20 protein-coding genes are annotated in these 19,397 nt (G+C 66.1%); 11 read left to right on the top strand and 9 right to left on the bottom strand.

The genetic code is table 11. The features are described from left to right. The first annotated feature begins 27 nt into the window (after positions 1-27). The 8 genes from AX725_RS08280 (at position 28) to AX725_RS08245 (ending at position 10,232) form a co-directional block, all read left to right on the top strand. Positions 28-297, top strand: a complete 270-nt coding sequence (locus tag AX725_RS08280) for a hypothetical protein (RefSeq protein ID WP_066044163.1) — start codon at positions 28-30, stop codon at positions 295-297. 57 nt (positions 298-354) lie between these two features. Next, positions 355-789, top strand: coding sequence for a LolA-like protein (locus AX725_RS08275; RefSeq protein WP_066044166.1), 435 nt, complete (start codon positions 355-357; stop codon positions 787-789). A 4-nt stretch (positions 790-793) separates the two neighbouring features. Then, on the top strand, positions 794-4,015 hold the full coding sequence (locus tag AX725_RS08270) for a VPS10 domain-containing protein (protein ID WP_066044167.1): 3,222 nt from the start codon (positions 794-796) through the stop codon (positions 4,013-4,015). Between the two features lie 292 nt (positions 4,016-4,307). Beyond that, the gene (locus AX725_RS08265; RefSeq protein WP_066044169.1) at positions 4,308-4,940 is read left to right on the top strand and encodes a TetR family transcriptional regulator; all 633 of its coding nucleotides are present in this window, start codon (positions 4,308-4,310) and stop codon (positions 4,938-4,940) included. Further along, positions 4,933-6,621: an MFS transporter gene (locus tag AX725_RS08260; RefSeq protein ID WP_230962487.1), complete on the top strand. Its 1,689-nt coding sequence runs from the start codon at positions 4,933-4,935 to the stop codon at positions 6,619-6,621. Before AX725_RS08265 ends, AX725_RS08260 begins: the two co-directional genes overlap by 8 nt. Beyond that, on the top strand, positions 6,618-7,733 hold the full coding sequence (locus tag AX725_RS08255) for an HlyD family secretion protein (protein WP_066044171.1): 1,116 nt from the start codon (positions 6,618-6,620) through the stop codon (positions 7,731-7,733). The genes AX725_RS08260 and AX725_RS08255 overlap by 4 nt, the downstream gene beginning before the upstream one ends. 5 nt (positions 7,734-7,738) lie before the next feature. Next, positions 7,739-9,103, top strand: a complete 1,365-nt coding sequence (locus AX725_RS08250) for an efflux transporter outer membrane subunit (RefSeq protein ID WP_066044187.1) — start codon at positions 7,739-7,741, stop codon at positions 9,101-9,103. A gap of 151 nt (positions 9,104-9,254) precedes the next feature. Next, positions 9,255-10,232: a quinone oxidoreductase family protein gene (locus AX725_RS08245; protein ID WP_066044172.1), complete on the top strand. Its 978-nt coding sequence runs from the start codon at positions 9,255-9,257 to the stop codon at positions 10,230-10,232. Positions 10,233-10,279: 47 nt separating this feature from the next. Here the strand turns inward: AX725_RS08245 and AX725_RS08240 are convergent, their stop codons facing one another. The 3 genes from AX725_RS08240 to AX725_RS08230 form a co-directional block, all read right to left on the bottom strand. Then, positions 10,280-10,669, bottom strand: coding sequence for a VOC family protein (locus AX725_RS08240; RefSeq protein ID WP_066044174.1), 390 nt, complete (start codon positions 10,667-10,669; stop codon positions 10,280-10,282). A 4-nt stretch (positions 10,670-10,673) separates the two neighbouring features. Then, positions 10,674-11,096 (bottom strand): hypothetical protein, encoded by a 423-nt coding sequence (locus tag AX725_RS08235; RefSeq protein WP_066044176.1) that lies wholly within the window; start codon positions 11,094-11,096, stop codon positions 10,674-10,676. 89 nt (positions 11,097-11,185) lie between these two features. After that, the gene (locus AX725_RS08230) at positions 11,186-11,737 is read right to left on the bottom strand and encodes a TetR family transcriptional regulator (RefSeq protein WP_066044177.1); all 552 of its coding nucleotides are present in this window, start codon (positions 11,735-11,737) and stop codon (positions 11,186-11,188) included. A 179-nt stretch (positions 11,738-11,916) separates the two neighbouring features. Here AX725_RS08230 and AX725_RS08225 point away from each other — a divergent pair, with 179 nt between their 5' ends. Further along, positions 11,917-12,702, top strand: coding sequence for an alpha/beta fold hydrolase (locus tag AX725_RS08225; protein ID WP_066044179.1), 786 nt, complete (start codon positions 11,917-11,919; stop codon positions 12,700-12,702). Positions 12,703-12,755: 53 nt separating this feature from the next. On the opposite strand, the gene AX725_RS08220 is transcribed toward AX725_RS08225, so the two are convergent. Further along, positions 12,756-13,661 carry a LysR family transcriptional regulator gene (locus AX725_RS08220; RefSeq protein WP_066044182.1) on the bottom strand — a complete coding sequence of 302 codons (906 nt, stop codon included), beginning with the start codon at positions 13,659-13,661 and terminating at the stop codon, positions 12,756-12,758. A 191-nt stretch (positions 13,662-13,852) separates the two neighbouring features. Between AX725_RS08220 and AX725_RS08215 the strand changes: the two genes are divergently transcribed. Beyond that, positions 13,853-14,722 carry a LysR family transcriptional regulator gene (locus tag AX725_RS08215; protein ID WP_066119092.1) on the top strand — a complete coding sequence of 290 codons (870 nt, stop codon included), beginning with the start codon at positions 13,853-13,855 and terminating at the stop codon, positions 14,720-14,722. Between the two features lie 6 nt (positions 14,723-14,728). Here AX725_RS08215 and AX725_RS08210 read toward each other — a convergent pair whose 3' ends face one another. The 5 genes from AX725_RS08210 to AX725_RS08190 form a co-directional block, all read right to left on the bottom strand. After that, positions 14,729-15,379: a peroxiredoxin-like family protein gene (locus tag AX725_RS08210; RefSeq protein WP_196490641.1), complete on the bottom strand. Its 651-nt coding sequence runs from the start codon at positions 15,377-15,379 to the stop codon at positions 14,729-14,731. Between the two features lie 88 nt (positions 15,380-15,467). Continuing rightward, positions 15,468-16,220: an HvfC/BufC N-terminal domain-containing protein gene (locus AX725_RS08205; RefSeq protein WP_060980071.1), complete on the bottom strand. Its 753-nt coding sequence runs from the start codon at positions 16,218-16,220 to the stop codon at positions 15,468-15,470. After that, entirely contained in the window at positions 16,217-17,062 is an 846-nt protein-coding gene (gene bufB / locus AX725_RS08200) for an MNIO family bufferin maturase (RefSeq protein WP_060980070.1), read from the bottom strand. The genes AX725_RS08205 and bufB overlap by 4 nt, the downstream gene beginning before the upstream one ends. Positions 17,063-17,167: 105 nt before the next feature. Next, on the bottom strand, positions 17,168-17,437 hold the full coding sequence (gene bufA2 / locus AX725_RS08195) for a BufA2 family periplasmic bufferin-type metallophore (RefSeq protein WP_060980069.1): 270 nt from the start codon (positions 17,435-17,437) through the stop codon (positions 17,168-17,170). Positions 17,438-17,528: 91 nt separating this feature from the next. Further along, positions 17,529-18,170, bottom strand: a complete 642-nt coding sequence (locus AX725_RS08190; protein WP_066110789.1) for a DUF1109 domain-containing protein — start codon at positions 18,168-18,170, stop codon at positions 17,529-17,531. A gap of 286 nt (positions 18,171-18,456) precedes the next feature. Between AX725_RS08190 and AX725_RS08185 the strand changes: the two genes are divergently transcribed. Next, entirely contained in the window at positions 18,457-19,380 is a 924-nt protein-coding gene (locus AX725_RS08185) for an MBL fold metallo-hydrolase (RefSeq protein WP_060980067.1), read from the top strand. The last annotated feature ends 17 nt before the right edge of the window (positions 19,381-19,397 follow it).

Here is a 19,397-nt window from a genome sequence, read left to right as displayed (position 1 = left end):
AAAGGGTGTTTTGGGGGGAGTCGTCGGATGATCAAGCTTCGGTCCGCAGCCGTCATGCTGGGCATTCTGTCTTTGGCCGGGATACCGGCAATCGCGCAGACGGCCGACGAACTGGTGGCGCAGAATCTCGCCGCGCGGGGCGGGGCCGCCGCGATCGATGCGATCCAATCGGTCAAGTTCGACGGCACGGTCATCTTTCCCGGTGATTTTCAGCTGACCTATGAAGAGGTCCGCACCAGGGCAGGAGACGTTCGCGTCGATATGGCGCTGCAGGGGCTGACGCTGGTGCAGGGCTAGGACGGCACGACCGGCTGGCGGATCAATCCGTTCGAAGGGCGCAAGGACGCCGAGCGGATGAGCGATGATGAAGCGCGCTCGCTGGCCGATACCGGTTCGATCCGCGGGCCGCTGCAGCGCGCGGCGGCGCAGGGCTCGACCGTCACCTATCTGGGGCGCGAGGATTTCGACGGGACCGATACCTACAAGCTCAAGGTGACCGAAAAGGATGGCGACGAGTTCGTCTATCTGCTCGACCCCGATACCATGCTCGAGGTGAAGATGGTCGAGACGCGCCGGATCCGGGGCGCGCAGCAAGTCTTCGAATATGAATTCGGCGACTATGAAAAGGTGGCCGGGGTCTATTTCCCTATGTCGGTCGAAAGCTGGGCGGCGGGGCAGGGCAACAACCGGCAACGCACGATCATCGCATCGGGCACCGCCAACGTGCCTGCGCCTGCCAGCCTTTTCGCTCTGCCCGCCAGCCCGGCCGCCGCGCCGAAGGGGAACTGATCCGATGCGCCGCACCCTCCTTCTCGCCGGCACCATGCTGGCAATCGCCGCCCCTGCCTTCGCCAAGGACGCCGCCACCCCTCCCGCCGCGTCGGGAATTTCGGGCCTTGGCATCCGCAATATCGGATCGGCCGAAATGTCGGGCCGCATTGCCGCGATCGATGCCGTGCAAGGCAAGGATGGCAAGGTCACCATGTATATCGGGGCTGCATCCGGCGGCGTCTGGAAGTCCGAAGACGGCGGCACCACGTTCCGTCCGATCTTCGACAAGCAACCGGTCCAGTCGATCGGCGCGGTGGCGATCGATCCGTCGAACCCCAGCACGATCTGGGTCGGCACCGGCGAGAGCTGGACGCGCAATTCGGTGTCGATCGGCGACGGCGTCTACAAGTCGACCGATGGTGGCGACAACTGGACGCGCATGGGCCTTCCCAAGACCGAGCGGATCACCAAGATCGTCGTCCATCCGACGAACAGCGACATCGTCTATGTCTGCGCGCCCGGCGCGCTCTGGTCGGACAGCCCGGACCGCGGCCTCTACAAGACCACCGATGGCGGCGTCACCTGGACGCAGATCCTGAAAGGCAGCAACCTTTCGACGGGCTGCTCGTCGGTCGCGCTCGATCCGGCCAATCCCGATCGGGTGATGGCCGGCCTGTGGGATTTTCGCCGCAAGGGCTGGACCTTCCGCTCGGGCGGAGAGGGGCCGGATGCGGCCTCGGGCAGCGCCATGAAGATCTCGAACGATGGCGGTCGGACCTGGGCAGCGATGGATGCCAGCACCACCAAGGGGCTGCCCAAGGGGCCCTGGGGTCGGATCGAGGCGGTGTTCTCGCCTGCTGATCCCAACCGGGTCTATGCCTTTATCGAAAGCGAGCGTTCCGCGCTGTACGTGTCCGAAGATGGCGGCAAGAGCTTCGAGGAGCGCGACCGCAGCCGCAACATGGTCTGGCGGCCGTTTTATTTCAGCAAGATCGTGCCCGATCCCAAGGACGCCAACCGGCTGTTCAAGATGAACCTCAACATGATCGTGTCCGATGACGGCGGCAAGAGCTTTGCCAATGCATCGGGCGGCAGCCATGGCGACTGGCACGACATCTGGATCAACCCGGCCAATACCAAGCATATCGTCGGCGGCGACGATGGCGGCCTGTGGATCAGCCATGATGGCGGCAGCAAATGGGTGAAGAGCTTCAACCTGCCGATCAGTCAGTTCTATCATGTCAGCATCGATGACAAGGACCCCTATCAGGTCTATGGCGGCCTGCAGGACAATTCGAGCTGGGTGGGCGACAGCGAATATCCTGGCGGCATCACCAACAGCCGCTGGGAGAATCTCTACGGTGGCGATGGCTTCTGGGTGTTCCCGGACCCGGCCGACCCGGATTATGTCTACGCCGAATATCAGGGCGGCAACATTGCCCGGATCAACCGCAAGACACTGGAATCGCGCGATATCCAGCCCAAGGGCGGCTACAAGGAAAAGCTGCGGTTCAACTGGAACACCCCGATCGCATTGTCGCCGCACGAAAAGGGCACGATCTATATCGGCAGCCAGTATCTGTTCCGCACGCGCGATCACGGCACGACCTGGGACCGGATATCGCCTGACCTGACCACCAACAATCCGGCGCGTCAGCAGCAGGAGAAATCGGGCGGCATTACCGTCGACAATTCTTCGGCGGAAATGCACACGACCATCTATTCGATCTCGGAAAGCCCGTTGATGGCCGGGCAGATCTGGGTCGGCACCGATGACGGCAATGTCCAGCTGACGAGCGACGGCGGCCAAAGCTGGACCAACGTCGGCAAGGCGATGAAGCTCGGCCCCGATGTCAGCATCGCCTGGGTCGAAGCCAGCCGGCATGATCCGGCGGTGGCCTATGTCGCGGTCGATCGGCACAGCTTCGGCGACATGGCGCCCTATATCCTGAAGACCGCCGATTACGGCAAGAGCTGGACCCGGCTGGTCGGTCCGGCCACGCCGGGCGTGCGCGGCTATGCCCATGTCGTCAAGGAAGACCGGCTGAGCCCCGACATCCTGTTCGTCGGCACCGAATTCGGCCTGTTCATCTCGCGCGACAAGGGAGCGAACTGGGAGGAATTCCGGCCCGGCAACTTCCCCGCGGTCGCGGTGCGCGATATCGCCGTGGCGTCGCAGGGCGATGACCTTGTGCTGGCCACGCACGGCCGCGGCATCTGGATCATCGACGATATTAGCCCGGTGCGGGCTCTGAGCCCCGAGGTCGTGGCCAGCGACGTCACACTGATCCGGTCCGAACCCGTGCAGCAGCGGATCCGCGGCAGTGGCGGCTGGCCAGAGGGCGATGCGACCTATGTCGGCCAGAACCCGGTCGATGGGGCGGTCATCACCTATTACCAGAAGGCCCGGCACGTGCTGGGGCGGATGAAGCTGGAAATCATCGATCCCAATGGAAAGGTGATCGACGAACTGCCGACATCGAAGCGCAAGGGGCTGAACCGCGTGGTCTGGTCGATGCGGACCAAGCCGCCGCAGGTTCCGCCTGCAGCCTCGCTCGCGTTCGCCTCTACCCAGGGCCAGCGGGTGATGCCGGGCACCTATACGGTGCGGCTCACCAAGGCCGGCAAGGTCACCGAGATGCCGCTGGTGGTCGGGCTGGACAAGCGCGCGAAGTTCACGGTGGCCGATCGTCAGGCGCAATATGATGCGGCCGAACGCGTGAAGGGCCTGTTCGTGCGGATGAGCGCGCTGACGGCGGGGCTGAACGCAGTGAAATCGCAGGCCCAGGCGGTGGCCGACAATGAATCGACGTCGCCTGCGAACAAGGCCAAAGCGCTGGCGCTGGTCGGCAAGGCCGATGCGCTGCGCAAGCAGGTCGTCGCCACCACCGAAGGCGGGGCGATCACCGGTGAGGAGCGGCTGCGCGAGAATATGGACATGGCCTATGGCGCGATCACGGCGACCGAGGCACGGCCGACCACCTATGCGCTGGCGCGGGTCGATGCGCTGGAGAAGGAGCTGGCCGAGGTCGAAACCGGCTTTGCCGCGCTGAAGGCAGGCGATGCGGCGGTGCTGAACCTGGCACTGCAGGCAGACGGTGTGCCCGCGATCGACCTGGCTGCTGTCCTGCCACGCGCCGATGATGCTCGTGGTGGGCCGGCGGCGGCTGTGGGCAGCTTCATGCTCGGCACCCGCTATACCGGTTCGATGAGCGCCTTGCGCACCAGCCGCAAGCGCAATTGAGCGCAGCCTGTTCCGACCGTTGCCCCGCTGGCGCAGCGGTCGGCAGCGGCATGGAATAATGCTGCTTGCGGCGTGGAAACGGACCAGTGCGGCCGAGGGCCGGGCGGTGCCATTGCGTGCACCAAAAGCTGTCAATTGACCCGCTGTGTGCGTGGCGGTGGCAACCAAAACCGCAGCTGCGATTAATCCATGTTATAATTTTTCTGCGCGCTCGGAACCCGACCTCATCGGCGACGTATTCAACAGACGTTGAATTAGCTCGGCCGCGTCGTGCCGAACGCAGGGATGGCACATGGCAGATCGCAAGAATCCCGGACGCCCGAAAGACAATGGGCGAGAAGTCGGCGCGGCCCTGCTCGAGGCGGCGAGGACGCACTTTGCCGCCAAGGGCTATGAGGCCACGCCGCTGCGCCTGATCGCGGCCGATGCCGGGGTGGATGTCGCGCTGATATCCTATCATTTCGGCGGAAAGCTGGGGCTTTGGAAGGCGCTGGTCGCCAGCGCGGCGGCCCAATTGCTCGATGCGCTGAGCGCGGCCGAAAGCGGGGAGAGCAGTTCCTCACCTGCCGCGCGGCTGCGCAGGATCATGGCCGCCTATATCGCCCATCTGCTGGCCCATCCGGAAGTCCCGCGTCTCATTCTGCGCGATATCACGGTCGACTCCGATCGATCGGACTGGTTGCTGCGCGAATTGTCCGCCCCGCTCCATCAGCGCTTTTACGATCTGGCGCGGAAAGCGGCGCAGCATCTGGAGACAGCTCCCCACCATCTTGAGTTCAGGGTCGCCAATTTCATCTATGCGGCAGCCAGCAGCGTTGCCCGGCGCGAACGGCTGACCAGACTGGTCGAGGGCATGGATGACGACCAGAGGTTCGGCGACGCGCTCGAGATGGTGCTGATCGACGAGGTGCTCGACTGTGGCTGAGCCCCCGCGCCTCCTGATCGACAAGGCCGACGGCTATGCGTTCAAGCCGCACGAGATGCCGATCCTGCCCGGATCGCCTGCCAATCCCGATCATCCGCCGCGAAGAAAGGCCGCCTATCTGGCGATCGGCGTGTTCATCGGCCTGGTCGGCGGCGCGCAGAACGGCTTTCTGCTGGCGAACACGCCCGCGCTGCAGGCCGAGTTCGCGCTGACCCCGGTCGAGGCGGGCTGGATGACGGTGGCCTTCTACGCGACCTATGCCACGATGAGCATGCTGCTGTTCCGCGTCCGGCAGGAATTTGGCATCCAGCTTTTCGTCCGCTGGGCGATGGCGGGGCTGGTGCTCGCCAATTTCGTGCAGCTTATCGGACCGGGCTATCACGCCGAGCTGGCCGCGCGCGCCGTGGCGGGTATCGCCGCGAGCGGGTTGTCGGCGCTCACCATCTATTATCTCATGCAGGGGCTTCCTGCGGCGATGCGCACCGTCGGCCTCGTGCTGTCGCTCGGCCTCACCCAGATCGCCTTTGCGCTCACCCGGGCGCTCTCGCCAGCGCTGCTGGTCGATGGCGATATGGCGCGTGTCTTCCAGTTCCAGTTCGCGCTCTCGCTGCTGGGGCTCGCCTTTGTCTATCTGCTGCGCCTGCCACCGGGGGTTCGCAAGCTGACCTTCGAGAAGCTCGACATTCCGAGCATGGCGCTGTTCGTGCTGGGGGTCGCCTCGCTCTGCGCATTCCTGATCCTTGGCCGCATCGTGTGGTGGGACGCGCCCTGGCTCGGCTATGCGGTGGCGCTGGCAGTCATCGGCCTGGGCGGCTGCCTGCTGATCGAGGCCAATCGCAAGAGCCCGATGCTCGATCTCAGCTGGCTGTCGAGCCGCGCGATCCTGAGCATCGCGGCGATCGGCGCGACCGTGCGCATCCTCGTGGCCGAGCAGGGTTTCGGCGCGAGCGGCATGTTCACTGCGCTCGGCTATGGCAACGAGCAGCTGACTGGCTATTTCTGGGTGCTCACCGGCGCGACGGTCGCGGGCATGGTGCTGTCGGTGATCCGGCTCGACCCCAAGGACCTGACCCGTCCGGTGCTGTTTGCCGTGCTGGTCATCGGCGTCGCCGGCTTTGCCGATACCCGCACCGGCGTCATGAGCCGCCCGCAGGACCTTTACCTGTCGCAAGCGGCGATCGCCTTTGCGGCCGTGTTCGCCATGGGCCCGGTGCTCATGGAGGGGATGCTGCGCGCGCTGGCGGCGGGGCAGAACTATATCATCAGCTTCATCGCCATCTTCTCGCTGTCGCAATCGGTCGGCGGCCTAGCGGGGATCGCGCTGCTGTCGGCCTTTCACACGGTCCGGTTGAAGACGCATCTGATCGATGCCGGCACGACGCTGGCGATGAGCAACGCCCAGCTTTCGCAGGCCTTCTCGAACGCGGCACAGCGCACCGCTCCGCTGCAGCAGGATCCGGCGCTGGTGCAGCAGGCGACCTCGGCCAGCATCTCGGCGCAGATCGGGCGCGAGGCCGCGGTCCTCGCCTTCAACGACGTCTTCTTCCTCATCGGCACGCTCGCGGCGATCACCTTCGTCGCGCTGTTCGTGCCTTGGGTGATCAACAAGATTCGCGGGCGCAATCCGCTCGCCAAGGAACTCGCCTTTATCGAGGCCATGCGCGCAAGGAACGAGCCATGACATCCACCAACCCGCAAGCCGCCACCACCGAAGCATCGGGCAGCACCGCCGAGCCTGCGGCGCCCGAAAAGGGCTGGTCGCCGCAACTGTCGCGCCAGCGCGTGCTGGTCGCCGGCGTGCTGATCGTGATCGGCGTGCTCGTCGCGCTGTTTGCCTGGGGACTGCCGCCCTTTGCCGGAGGCGACCAGACCACCAACAACGCCTATGTGCGCGGGCGCACGACCATCGTCAGCCCGCAGGTCGCAGGCTATCTGGTCGAGGTCCGCGTCGCCGATTTCCAGAAGGTGGAACAGGGCCAGCTGCTTGCGCGCATCGATGCAACGCCCTTCCGCGAAAAGGTGCAGCAGGGCGCGGCCAACATAGCGGCGCAAAAGGCCAATCTCGCCAATAGCGAGCAGAGCCTGCGCTCGGCCCAGGCCCAGCTGCAGCTTCAGGACGCCGCCGTGGCGAGCGCGCAGGCCGGCTATCAGAAGGCGCAGGCCGACATGAACCGCATCAACGAGCTGGTCGACGAGGGCTCGGTCTCGCTGCGCGAGCGCGACCAGGCACTGGCGGCGCTTCGCCAGTCGCAGGCCGGCGTGCGCCAGGCCCAGGCGCAGCGCGCGATCGCGGCGGAAAACGTCCGCTCGGTCCGCGTGGGGCGCGGCGCGCTCGAGGCGCAGGTGCAGGGCGCCGAAGCCTCGCGCGATCTGGCCGCGTTCGAGCTGTCGCGCACCGAAATCCGCGCACCGCGGTCGGGTCGGCTGAGCGAGATCACCGCGCGCGAAGGCCAGCTGGTCAGTGCGGGCACGCAGCTGATGTACATCGTCCCCGACGAACTGTGGGTCGTCGCCAACTTCAAGGAGGCGCAGACCGAGGCCATGGCGGTCGGCCAGCGCGCGACGCTCGAGGTCGATGCGCTGGGCGGGGCAAAGCTTACCGGTCGGGTCCAGAGCATCGCGCCCGCCGCCAGCAGCGAGTTCAGCATCGTCAAGCCCGACACCGGCGCAGGCAATTTCGTCAAGGTACCGCAGCGCATTGCGGTGCGCATCGTGCTCGACCCCGGCCAGAAGCTCGCCCGAAGGCTCGGTCCCGGCATGTCCGTGGTCGCCACCGTGCACACCGGGGAGTGAGGCCGATGCGCAGCCCTCTCATCGCCGTGCTTACTGGTGCGCTGCTGCTCTCCGCCTGCGCCCCAGCGCTGCAGGACGCGCCGCAGGGTGCATCGGTCGCCGCGCCGGTCGCGTGGCGCACCGATCTTGGCATGACCGCTCCGGTCGAGGCGCAATGGTGGCAGGCCTTTGGCGATCCGCAGCTGTCCGCGCTGGTCGAGAAGGCCCGCGCCAACAATCCCGATGTCCAGATCGCCGCAGCGCGGGTGGAGGAGGCGCGTGCTACCGAGCGCGGCTCGCGCGGGCTGCTGCTCCCCTCGCTGGGCCTGAGCGTCGATGGCGCTGCGCGGCGCGAAGTCTCGCCCTTCGGGCAGGGATTGAACTCGCTCGCGGCGCAACCGGCGTTCCGGGCGAGCTACGAGCTCGACCTGTTCGGCAAGAATGCGGCAAGGGTCGATGCGGCGAGCGCCAATGTCGCAGCAAGCGAGGCCAGCGAGGAAGCGGCGCGGCTTTCGGTCACTGCTGCCACGGCGACAGGCTATATCACGCTGCTTGCACTCGATGCGCGCCTGGTGGTGCTCGACGAGACGGTGGCAGCGCGGCAGCAGGCGCTCAAGTTCGCACGCGACCGCGCCGAGGTCGGCTATACCTCGCAGCTCGAACTGCGCCAGGCCGAGGCTGAATATCAGGCTGCGGTCCAGCTGGTGCCGCAGCTCAAGGCGCAGATCGCGCGGCAAGAAAATGCGCTGGCGGTGCTGACGGGCGAGCTTCCGGGGGCGATCGTGCGCGGCGGGACGCTCGATGCCCTGCGCCAGCCGGCCGCGCCCGCGACCCTGCCGTCCGAGCTTCTTCGCCGCCGCCCCGATATTGCGGCCGCCGAATATCGCATTGCCGCAGCGGACGCGCAGATGCGGGCCGCGCGTGCGCAGTTCATGCCCTCGATCAATCTGGGTGCGAGCGCAGGCCTCGCGATCTCGGACCTGCTCGCCGACCCGATCAGCCTGTGGTCGCTCGGCGGCAGCATTCTTGCGCCGATCTTCCAGGGTGGCCGGCTGACCGCGCAGCTCGACGGCGCGGCCGCGCAGCGCGATCAGGCCGCCTGGGCTTATCGCTCGGCGGCGCTCAACGCGTTTCGCGAGGTCGAGGACCGGATGGCGGTGCTCGCCAATCTGACCGAACAGGAAACGTCCCTGCGCGCCCAACGGGTCGCCGTGGCTGATGCGCTGCGCCACGCGTCCAACCGATACCGGGCCGGCTATACCGCCTATATCGAGCAGGTGGACGCGCAGCGCGCGCTGCTGGGAGTCGATCTCTCGCTGATCCAGACCAGGGCCGACGAATTGACGACACTGGTCGGCCTGTATCAGGCAGTAGGGGGTGCACCGGGCTGACCATCCCGTATCCATCTTCCCTTGTCCCAGAGCTTGAAGCCGATGACAGGAGCATGGGCATGGCGTAGGGCAGGGGCGAGCCTCTTGCGAGGGCAAGGGCGATCGATCAACGCTGGACGTCAGACAGCGACAATTGGGATGGAGCAGAACGATGCACGCACGCCAGGCGATAATCCGGTCCAATGGTGGCCCCGAGGTGATCGAGTGGCAGACGGTCGAGCTTTCCGCTCCAGGACCCGGCGAGGTGACGCTGCGCCAGACCGCGGTCGGGCTCAACTACATCGATACCTATCACCGGCGCGGGATCTACCCCGTCGATCTGCCCGGCGGCCTGGGCCTTGAAGCCTCAGGCATCGTCGAGGCGGTCGGCGAGGGGGTCGAGGGACTGAGCGTCGGCGATCGCGTGGCGACCTTCGGCCCCGCGCGCGGCGCCTATGCCGATATCCGCAACCTTCCCGCCGCCAGCCTGTTCAGATTGCCCGAGGATATTTCGGACGATGTCGCCGCCGCCGCGCTGCTCAAGGGGTGCACCACCGAATTCCTGGTCGAACGTTGCGCACGGGTCGAGCCGGGTCAGGCGGTGCTGGTCCATGCCGCAGCGGGCGGGGTCGGGCTGCTGCTGGTGCAGTGGCTCAAGGCTGTCGGCGCGACCGTCATCGGCACCGTCAGCAGCGAGGAAAAGGCCGCGCTCGCGCGCGGGGCGGGCGCCGACCATATCGTCATCTATACCCGCGAGGATACGGCGCGCCGCGTGCGCGAGCTCACTGGCGGCGCGGGCGTGCGCGTGGTCTTTGACGGGGTGGGGCTCGATACCTGGGAAGCCTCGCTGGACAGCACGGGACGGCGCGGACTGATCGTGTCCTATGGCAATGCGAGCGCGCCGGTGACCGGCGTCAATCTCGGTATCCTCGCGAGCAAGGGATCGCTCTATAGCACCCGGCCGACGCTGTTCGATTATTATGCCGATCCGGCCGAGCGCGAGGCGGGTGCGGCGCGGCTGTGGCAGATGATCCGTGCGGGCAAGGTCAAGGTGACCATCGGCCAGACCTATCCGCTCGACCAGGCCGAGCAGGCGCATCGCGACCTGGAAAGCCGCGCCACCACGGGCTCGACGCTGCTGCTCCCGTAAATTGCCAGTCTTGTGCCGTCAGATCGGCGGCTGCCAAACCGGCCGGCTCAATCCACCGGCGGGACGCCTTCGGGATACCAGGACACCTCGACGCGCAGACCATCAGGATCGGGCATGAACAGCGCGACGATGCCGTCGCCGAACCGCTGCAACCGCGCCTCGTGGCCCAGATTGGTCATGTGCGCGGCGAGGGCCTCGACGAAACCGGGATCGGGCGCGGTGAAGCCCAGATGGTTGAGCCCCGCTCCGTAGCGTTCATAGGGGCGCGTTTCGGCCTTGGCGGTGCGGAACTGCAGGTACAAGCCATTGGCATTGTGCCAGATGTCAGGCTTGGCGCGCTCGAAACCGAGCCAGGGCAGCAGCGCGCCATACCAGGCCGCGCTTGCTTCGGCATCGCGGCTCAAGATGGTGAGGTGATCGAGCGGCAGCGGGGACATCACATCATGCGTCCTTCGCGGGTAACCAGAGCGGGCCGACCAGGATCAGCAGTACGGCCACGTTGAAAAGCGCGTTGATCGGCTGACCCGAGGCAATCGAGCCTGTGCTGTCGAGTAGGAACCAGCCGAGCAGTCCCGCCAGCACCGCTTGGCGGACCGGCTCCGGAGCGTGCCGGTGGACGCGCGTGGCGAGGAACCAGATCATCACGCCCCAGCCGAGGAGAAATCCGCCGGTCAGTGCGGAGAGAAAGCGCGTGGTCGGCGCGGCAAAATCCTGCGCGCCGTCGATTGGCCAGGCCAGAATGTCGAGCGACCAGCGCGCAGGGGCGGCGAGACCTTCGATCGTACCGGTGGCAAAGATCGGGCCGAAGATTGCGACGGAAATGGCGGTGAATTTCAACCAGCGGCGGTGCTGGGCCTCGGTCATGGAGTCGTTCTCTCGAAAGGCGGGTAGGATGTCCGTAATGGATGCTACACGCAATTCGCCGCAGCAGAAAGGGCAGTTACAGCGATGCTTCAAGTCAGCAGAATGTCGCTCAGCGCCTGTTCGACAGCGTCGGCTTCGGCTTCGCCGCCGGTCATGTCGAAAATCGCGATCCCATCGATCAGGGCGAGCAGGAATGCGGCGCGCTGGCGTCTGGCCGGTCCCGGCGGACCTTCCAGCCTGGCTTCGATCCAGGCCATCAGCTGGTGCAGGATCGCCGTGGCGATGGCGGGGAATGGCTGCTCCTGCCGTGCTGCTGCCGCTACCATGTCCAGCCACAATCGCATGGTGGGGCGCATGGCGGGCGTGCGCACCAGCGCGCTTGCCTGTTGCAGCAGAGTCTGCGGCGGGAGCCGGTCGGGCGGCAGCGCCAGGTCGAGCGCGCTCGAAAACTGCTCGGCGACTCGCCCAAGCACCAGGGTCATGATTTCTGCCTTGTCGGCAAAATAATAGAGTAGCATCCGGTCGCTTGTGCCGCACGCCGCCGCCAGCTGCCTGAGGCTGGTTTGCGCCAGACCGGCTGTCAGCAGATGATCCGCCAGCATCTGGATCACTTTCTCGCGTTGGTCCTGACGATTGGCCATGGCGATCCTTGTAATAACTGCTACAATCCCGTAAATTTAGGGGGTCGCGGTTGATGACGTGCCGCTGACTATCGTGACGATTTGGGGGGCGATATGCAAATGCGCCGTGCTGCCGAAGACATGATCGGTGCTTTCCGGCCCAGGGCTATCAGCCTCTCGCTGCCAGAGTCACTTTGAACATGCGGGCGTCAGGCACGACCAATGGCATCGCCTGGATTGCTGCGGGGCGCATGCAAGCCGAAACGCCCAGCCTGTTGTTCATCCACGGGGCGGGCGGCAACAGCGCAGGCTGGTGGCAGCAGTTCGATCATTTTGCGCCGCACCGGCATGTGGTTGCGATCGATCTGCCGGGCTTCGGCCGATCCGATCCGCCATCGCCTCACAGCGATCCGGTCGAGGCGATGGTACAGGGCGCCGCCGGTGTGTGCGAAGCGCTCGGGCTGATGCGCATCGATCTGGTGTGCCAGTCGCTCGGCGGCTGGGCGGGCCTCCGCCTGGCGCTGTCGCGGCCCGATCTGGTGAACGCGCTGGTCCTGTGCTGCACTTTGGCGGGGATTGCCCATCCGCCCGGGCTTGCGGCCTTTCGCGAGGCGACCGCGCGGATGGACGAGCGGGGCCCGGCAGCGCTGGGTTTGCAGCCGCAGTTCGAAACCGACGAACCGGCCAAGGCCTTGCTCTATCGTCATATCGCGGCGGCCAATGCGCCGCTGGATCCGGCCTGGGGGCAGCGCCTGTTCGCGCCCGAGGTGCTGATCGCGCCTGGCCAGCTTGCTGAACTCGCTGTGCCGGTAACGCTGATCATGGGTGCCTGCGATCCGATCTGGCCACCCGACAGCCTCACCGGCATGCTGGCAGCGGCGGAGGCGCGTGAAGTTGTCCTGCCCGGAGCGGGCCATTCGCCCTATTTCGAGCAGCCGGGTGCGTTCAATGCCGTGCTGGCGGACGCGCTGAGCGCTGCGTCATGAAAGGCGGAACCTGCCTGGTCGAGGACGGGCTAGGATATTCCTCAGCCCGCAGGCTAGGCTGGAGAATCGGGGGCAAGCAAGGGGTCCGCTGCAAAGGCGCGGCTCAGGAAATCGATCAGGCTGCGCGTCCGCGCCGGGACATAGCGGCCCGGCGGCAGCACGATATGGATCGGCATGCGCACCGGTTCATGCTCGACCAGGATATGTTCGAGCTGGCCTGCCGCAATCGCATCCTCGAACAGCCAGCGCGCATTCACCGCGACACCCAGTCCGGCGACAGCGGCAGCGCGCACGAGATGCGGGCTGTCGGCGCGAAAGCTGCCATGGATCTCGACCGACGATCCATCCTCGAAGGCCCAGCGCGATCCGGTGCCCAGCAGCGAATAGACGATGCACTGGTGCTGCGCGAGATCGGCCGGGGCTTGCGGGCGGCCAGCCCGCGCGAGATAGCCGGGCGCGGCGACCGCGATGCGCCGCGCCACGCCAATCCGACGGGCGATGAGACGGCTATCGGCGAGCTGGCCGACGCGCACCGCCAGGTCGAGATTGTCCGCAACCAGATTGAGCGCATGGTCCGAGGCGGTGAAATCGATCTCGATCCTGGGATTTTCCGCCATGAACCGCGTCAGCATCGCGATCAGGCGGCTCTCGGCCAGCGTCAGCGGTGCGGTCACGCGGACGATGCCCTCCGCTTCGCCCTCGAGCCCGACCGATGCTTCGGCCGCTTCGATCGTATCGAGCGCGCTCATCGCCTTTTCGTAGAAGCGCGCGCCATCGGTGGTCAGCGTCAGCGATCGCGTGGTCCGGTTGAACAGCCGTGTCTTCAGATGCGCCTCAAGCGCGGCGACGTGTTTCGACAGGGTCGACTGGCTGCTGCCGATCCGCGCCGCAGCGGCGGAAAAGCTGCCCGCATCGGTCACGGCGGCAAAGCTTTTCATCCAGATTGCGATATCGGCCATCGGGTCTCGCCAAGCGGAAAGCGCAGGTAAGGGCTTGGAGGCAGATTAATTCGATTGCGGACTAAATGATAGTCAGATCGTCACAGTTGACGCCTGTTTATCGTTAGATCACTGTGCCACTTGCTGCGAAAGTCAGGGGTTGTCCGGCGGAAAACGGTGATTTTCTGGCTGTACCGCCCGGAGCGCCTTTGATGGAAATGCATCAGGTCCGATATTTTCTGGCGGCGGCGCGGACGCTCAATTTCACGCGCGCGGCGGAGGAGTGCAATGTCACTCAGCCTTCGCTCACGCGTGCCATCCAGAAGCTGGAAGAGGAATTCGGCGGGCAGCTTTTCCGGCGCGAACGGTCGCTGACGCATCTGACCGAACTGGGGCGGCAGATGGTGCCGCATCTGCAGCGCACCTATGACGCGGCGCAGGCGGCCAAGCTGCTCGCGCGGGGCATCGGCAGGCAGGTACATGCCCCGGTGACGCTCGGGGTGTCCGGGGCGGTTTCCGAACAGCTCGGCATGGCGCTGGCGCAGGTGATGGAGGGGCTGCCCGGCTTTCAGCTGTCGCTGCTCAAGGCGGACGCCGCCAGCCTGTTGCAGAGCCTGTTGAAGGGCGAGGTCGATGCTGCTGTGCTGCCCGAGCCCGGCGATCCGCCCGAGCGGCTGGACACCATCGTGCTGTCGCGCCAGGAACTGATAGCGGTTGCCCCGATCGATTGCCGGGTGGCGCAGCAGCCCTCCGTCGATCTGCCCGAACTGGCGCGGCTCGCCTGGATCGACGGCGACGCGCATGTCGCGGCAGAATTCACCGCCTTGTGCGCGGAGGCCGGGTTGCGTCCGGAATTCCGGCATAGCGCCAATCTCGAGGGCGATGTTGTCGATCTGGTCGCCAACGGGCTGGGCTGCGCCTGGGTGCCGGCAGGCCTGGCCTTGCCCGATCGGGTCAGGCCGGTCGCCGTCCAGGGCATTACCATCGCGCGCACCACGGTTTTCGCGACCGTATCGGGCCGCAAGCGATCGGTGGCGACCAATGCGCTGGTGCGGGCGATCCGCGCCCGGGCCTGGGGCTGAGCGCGCTTACCCGCCCGACCGGCTCAAGGCCTCGACGACCGCAATCACGGCATTGGGGTCGGCGCGCCGGCGGAAATCGGGATCGATATTGGCGAAGCGAACGATGCCGCTGCGATCGATGACATAGGTCGCGGTGATCGGCAGCAGCTGGCCGGAATTACCATAGATCGCGCCGAGATCGAGCCCGGCATCGGCATAGCGCCGGTTCAGATCCGCGCCGATCGGAAAGGCCAGCCCCAGCAACAGGGCAAGGCCGTGATCGACATCGCACAGCATCGTTGCCCCGGGCGCGATCTCCCGCCGGAAATCCTCTGCCCGGCCGCCGGTCTCGGCGCTGATAGCGACGAACCTGCCGCCTGCTGCTTCCAGCCGGGGCATCGCATCGTGCCAGATGCTGAGTTCTCGGGCACAGAACGGACACCATCGTCCGCGCAAAAAGCTCAGCACCACGGGCCCCCGATCAAGCAACTGGGGCAGCGTGACATGATGTCCGTGCGAATCGGGCAGGGCGAAATCGGGGAAGCGATCGCCAATCCGCGGGGCCCGCGAACCGGCGCCCGACTGGCACAGCCGCGCGACAAGATCATTGGTCGGCTGTTCCCATGGGTCATGCGCGGCAGGGCAGGGATCGCGGTCGGGCTGAGGAGTGAGGGTCATCCGCAGGATCATGCACCCTGCCGCCGCGTTTGCAAATGGTGGCAGCGTGCATGGGTTTCATGCCCTGCGGTCATGGCGGGCAGGCGCATCACGCCAGCGCGACGAGCACCGCCTCGGAAATCCAGCGTTGCAGCATCGCACCTGCCTGTGCCGCTGCCGCTTCGCTCCCTGCGGAGCTCTTGGCGAGCATGGCACAGATCGCGCCGAAGCTCTCGCCCCGCATGGCCAATGCGAGCGCATCGAGCTCGACAAATTCGATCGTCTGGAAGCGCGGCATCAGGCCCTGCCGCCAGACGGTCAGCACCGCTTCGCTCGGCAGCCGATCGGCCGGTGGCGGGTCGGCCTCGCCATCTTCGAGCGCCTGCCAGATCAGCGCGACATTGGTGATGATCGGGCGGCTCGCCAGCGTCGGGTTGATCACCAGCCGCGCGCGGTCCCAGTCGACCTCGGCCAGCCCGGCAAGGTCCAGCTCCGGGCTGTCGGGGCCGTTGAACGCCGCGCGCAACGTCCAGTCGAGCCAGGCGAGCTCGGCGACTTCGGGATGGCCGGGATAAAGCGCGGACAGCGTCTCGTCGAAGCCCTCGCCATAATCGGCCAGCGTCCAGCTCGAGGGCGGATGAAGCGCGATATGGCGGTCGGCCGCCTGTTCGAAGCGCGCATCGCCGAGCCATGCGTGCGTGCGCTCGAAAACGTCGCGCAGCGCCGCGCCCAGTGTTGCGCGATGTGCGAAATGATAGACGCCGAGACCCCGTTGGGCGGCCGGAGCGACGCTTGCGAGCGGGACCGCCCTGTCGCTGCGCAGGAAGGCACAGAACTCGCTCTGAAGATCGTGCAGGGTCATGCCGCCAGGCTTTCGCCGGGTTTCGCCAGCCGCCGCGCCAGGGCCAGTTCGCCCATCAGCGTTTCCAGCGGCGGAATATCGTCGTCGCGCTCGATCATCACGGCCACATCGCCAAGCCTGGGCATAGCCTCAGCGTAAAGCGCCCAGACCGGATCGGGAACGGGATGGTCATGCGTGTCGATCAGCAGGCCGTCCTGCCCGGCGCTGTGCCCGGCGAGATGGATCTGGCGCACGCGATCAAGCGGGATGCCGGCCAGATAGGCGAGCGGATCAAAGCCGTGATTGGTGGCGCTGACGTAGATGTTGTTGATGTCGAGCAGCAGATAGCAGCCGGTTCGGCGTGTGAGCTCGGCTAGGAACTCCCATTCTGCCATCATGTCAGCGGCAAAATGGATATAGCTCGACGGGTTCTCGATCAGCAGCGGGCGATCAAGCAGGTCCTGTGCCAGCGCGATATTGCGGGCGGCGATGTCGAGCGCCTCGCGGGTATAGGGCAGGGGCAGCAGGTCGTGCGAATTGAAGCCATCGACGCCGGTCCAGCACAGGTGATCCGACACCCAGAGCGGCTCTATGCGGTCGGCCAATCGCTTCAGCCGAACGAGATAATCGGCCCTCAGGCCGTCGGCAGACCCGATCGACATCGAGACGCCATGCATCGCGACGGGATAGTTCTGGCGCGCCCGTTCGAGCAGGTGCAGCGGGCGGCCGCCTTCGCCCATGAAATTTTCCGAGATGATCTCGACGAAATCGACCGGCGCGGTGCCGCTCAGATAGGCGTCGTAATGCTCGGTGCGCATGCCCAGGCCATAGCCTGCAAATCGGGGAAGCGAGGGCTGGGGCATGAATGGGGCTTTCCGTCGGGGGGCCTGGCTTGCCGCGCACGCCTGAGCAGACAATGCCCGGCCTCGCCTTTGCGGAGCCGGGCCTGCCTCAGTCGAGCGGGGCGATCACTTGGGTTCGGTCAGGCTGCCACCCTTGGCGGCGCATTCCTTGGCCGTGGTCGAGATGAAGCCGCTGCCCTTGCACGAGTTCTGGCCCTTGCAAGAGGTCTTGGCGGTGGCGCAGTCCGATGTGCCCTTGCAGGTGTTGATGCCATAGCAGTGCACCAGATCCTTGGGCTTGGCCTTTTCGGCGGCATGGGCGCTGATGCTGAGGCCGGTCACGGCCAGCATCGCGGCGGTGGCGGCAAGGCTGATGGTCTTTTGAGCGCTATTCATGACGGTATCTCCGGGAATGGGTCGGTTGCGGTGCCTGTCTGGCACTGATCCGTTCGCAGGGGCGCCCTGATCGGTTACAGTCCAAACCCGGTCACCATCGCAAAAGTCGCGGAGCGCTGACCGCGCCGAGCAACGTCGCCAGAGCGATGCCGAGGCCATACCAGCACAGCACGAATGCGGCCGACTGCTCGGTGCAGGCCAGCGCATAGAGCGTGGCGGCGATCGACCCCGAAAGCAGCCCGGCGATCGCGCCCGTCCGTCGCAGATGCACCGGTGCCTGCTGGCGCAGCGACCGGAATATGCCGGCGAGCAGCGGCAGCGAGAGGGCGGCTATCCGCCACGGGCAGGCTTGCCAGCTCTCGCCGAACATCAGTTGTTCTGCGCCCGATTCATGCGCGACGAGCATCTGGCCCAGCGCGACGAACCCCAGCGCGGCGGTGATGACCGCCAGTCCGGGCCACAATGCGACGGGCATGGCAGCCGGTCGCGCGAGTGCCGCCAGGCTGCGCAATGCGATGGCCGCGAGCGCCATCATCGCGCCAGCCTTCAGCAGGAATGCGCAGAGCGTCCAGCCATGATCGATGCCGGGCTGCACGCCCCAGATCGCGAGCACGGCAAGCAGCGCCGCGCTGCCGCCGATCAGCGCGCCCCTGGCGATTGTCTCGCTCGGGCTTGCGGGGGTCACCGGAGTCAGGTCGTCGCAAAGCGCCTGGATGAGTGCGGCCTGGTTCATGAGATAATGCTGGGTCCAAAAGGCATCGCTGAAATGCGGATGCGCGCCACGGCAGTTGCCATGCGGCCTGTTTCGCAATTGGGGCCGAAGCGGTTACAATTTTGATGATCCGATTTGCTGTACCGGTCGGCTATTCGCGTAACCTTGTTCGCGACATCAACGAAAACAGCGGCATGGCCCGTTGGCAAGTTACGGACCATCATGCGGCAGCTTCGGCCACACCGTTCCCCCCGAAACCCCGGTGGCCAGGCTGCCGCATGCGTGTTCTTGCCCAAGGGATGTTCGGATGAAGCGATCTGGTTACTGGAAATCCGCGCTCCTGGGCGCAGCCTGTCTGCTGGCCGTGCCGCAAGCAGACGCTGCGTGCAACAGCACGGTCGCCATGCAGATCCTCGGGTCTGGCGGCCCGATTGCCGAAGGCTCGCGCGCCGGATCGTCCGCGCTGCTCTGGCTCGATGGCAAGGCAGTGCTGCTGATCGATGCCGGCAGCGGCGCCTTCGTGCGCTATGGCGAGGCAGGGGCGCGCTTCGAGGACCATCTTGCCATCGCGATCACGCATTTCCATGCCGATCATGCCGCCGATCTCGACGCGATCCTCAATAGCGGCGGCTTTTCCGACCGGACGGCCGATCTGCCGGTCATCGGTCCGATAGGCAGCGACTATTTTCCGGGCATGCGCGATCACTTGCGCGCGCTGTTCGATCCGCAGGCGGGGGCCTTTCGCTACCTGTCGGGCTATCTCGACGGGAGCGAGGGCAAGGCGAGACTGCTGCCCGTCGAGGCGTCACCCGATGGCGCGACGCTTGTGTTCGAGGATGCCGCGCGGCAGGTGAAGGTCACCGCCATTCCGGTCGAGCACGGCGTGGTCCCGGCGCTCGCCTATCTGGTCGAGATACGCGGGCGGACCATCGTCTTTGCAGGCGACCAGAATGCGATGAGCCAGAGTTTTGTCGACGCGCTCGCGGGGCGCAGACCCGACATTCTCGTCGCGCACAATGTTATCCCCGAAGGCGAGGGGCAGCCGCGCGGGCTGCACCGTCCGCCTGCATCAATTGGCGAGATGGCGGCGGCGATCGATCCGAAGCTGCTGGTCCTGTCGCACAACATGCAGCGCGCGCTGGTGCGCCAGCAGGAGGGCGAGGCGGCGATCCGTCAGCATTATGAGGGACCGATGGTGGTCGCGGACGATCTCGCCTGCTTCGCGCTGTGAGCGGATGATCGTCACGA

Origin of the sequence: Blastomonas sp. CCH9-A1 (assembly GCF_001557175.1) — a bacterium.
GTDB lineage: Bacteria > Pseudomonadota > Alphaproteobacteria > Sphingomonadales > Sphingomonadaceae > Blastomonas > Blastomonas delafieldii_A.
This window is presented reverse-complemented; position numbering and strand designations above follow the sequence as displayed.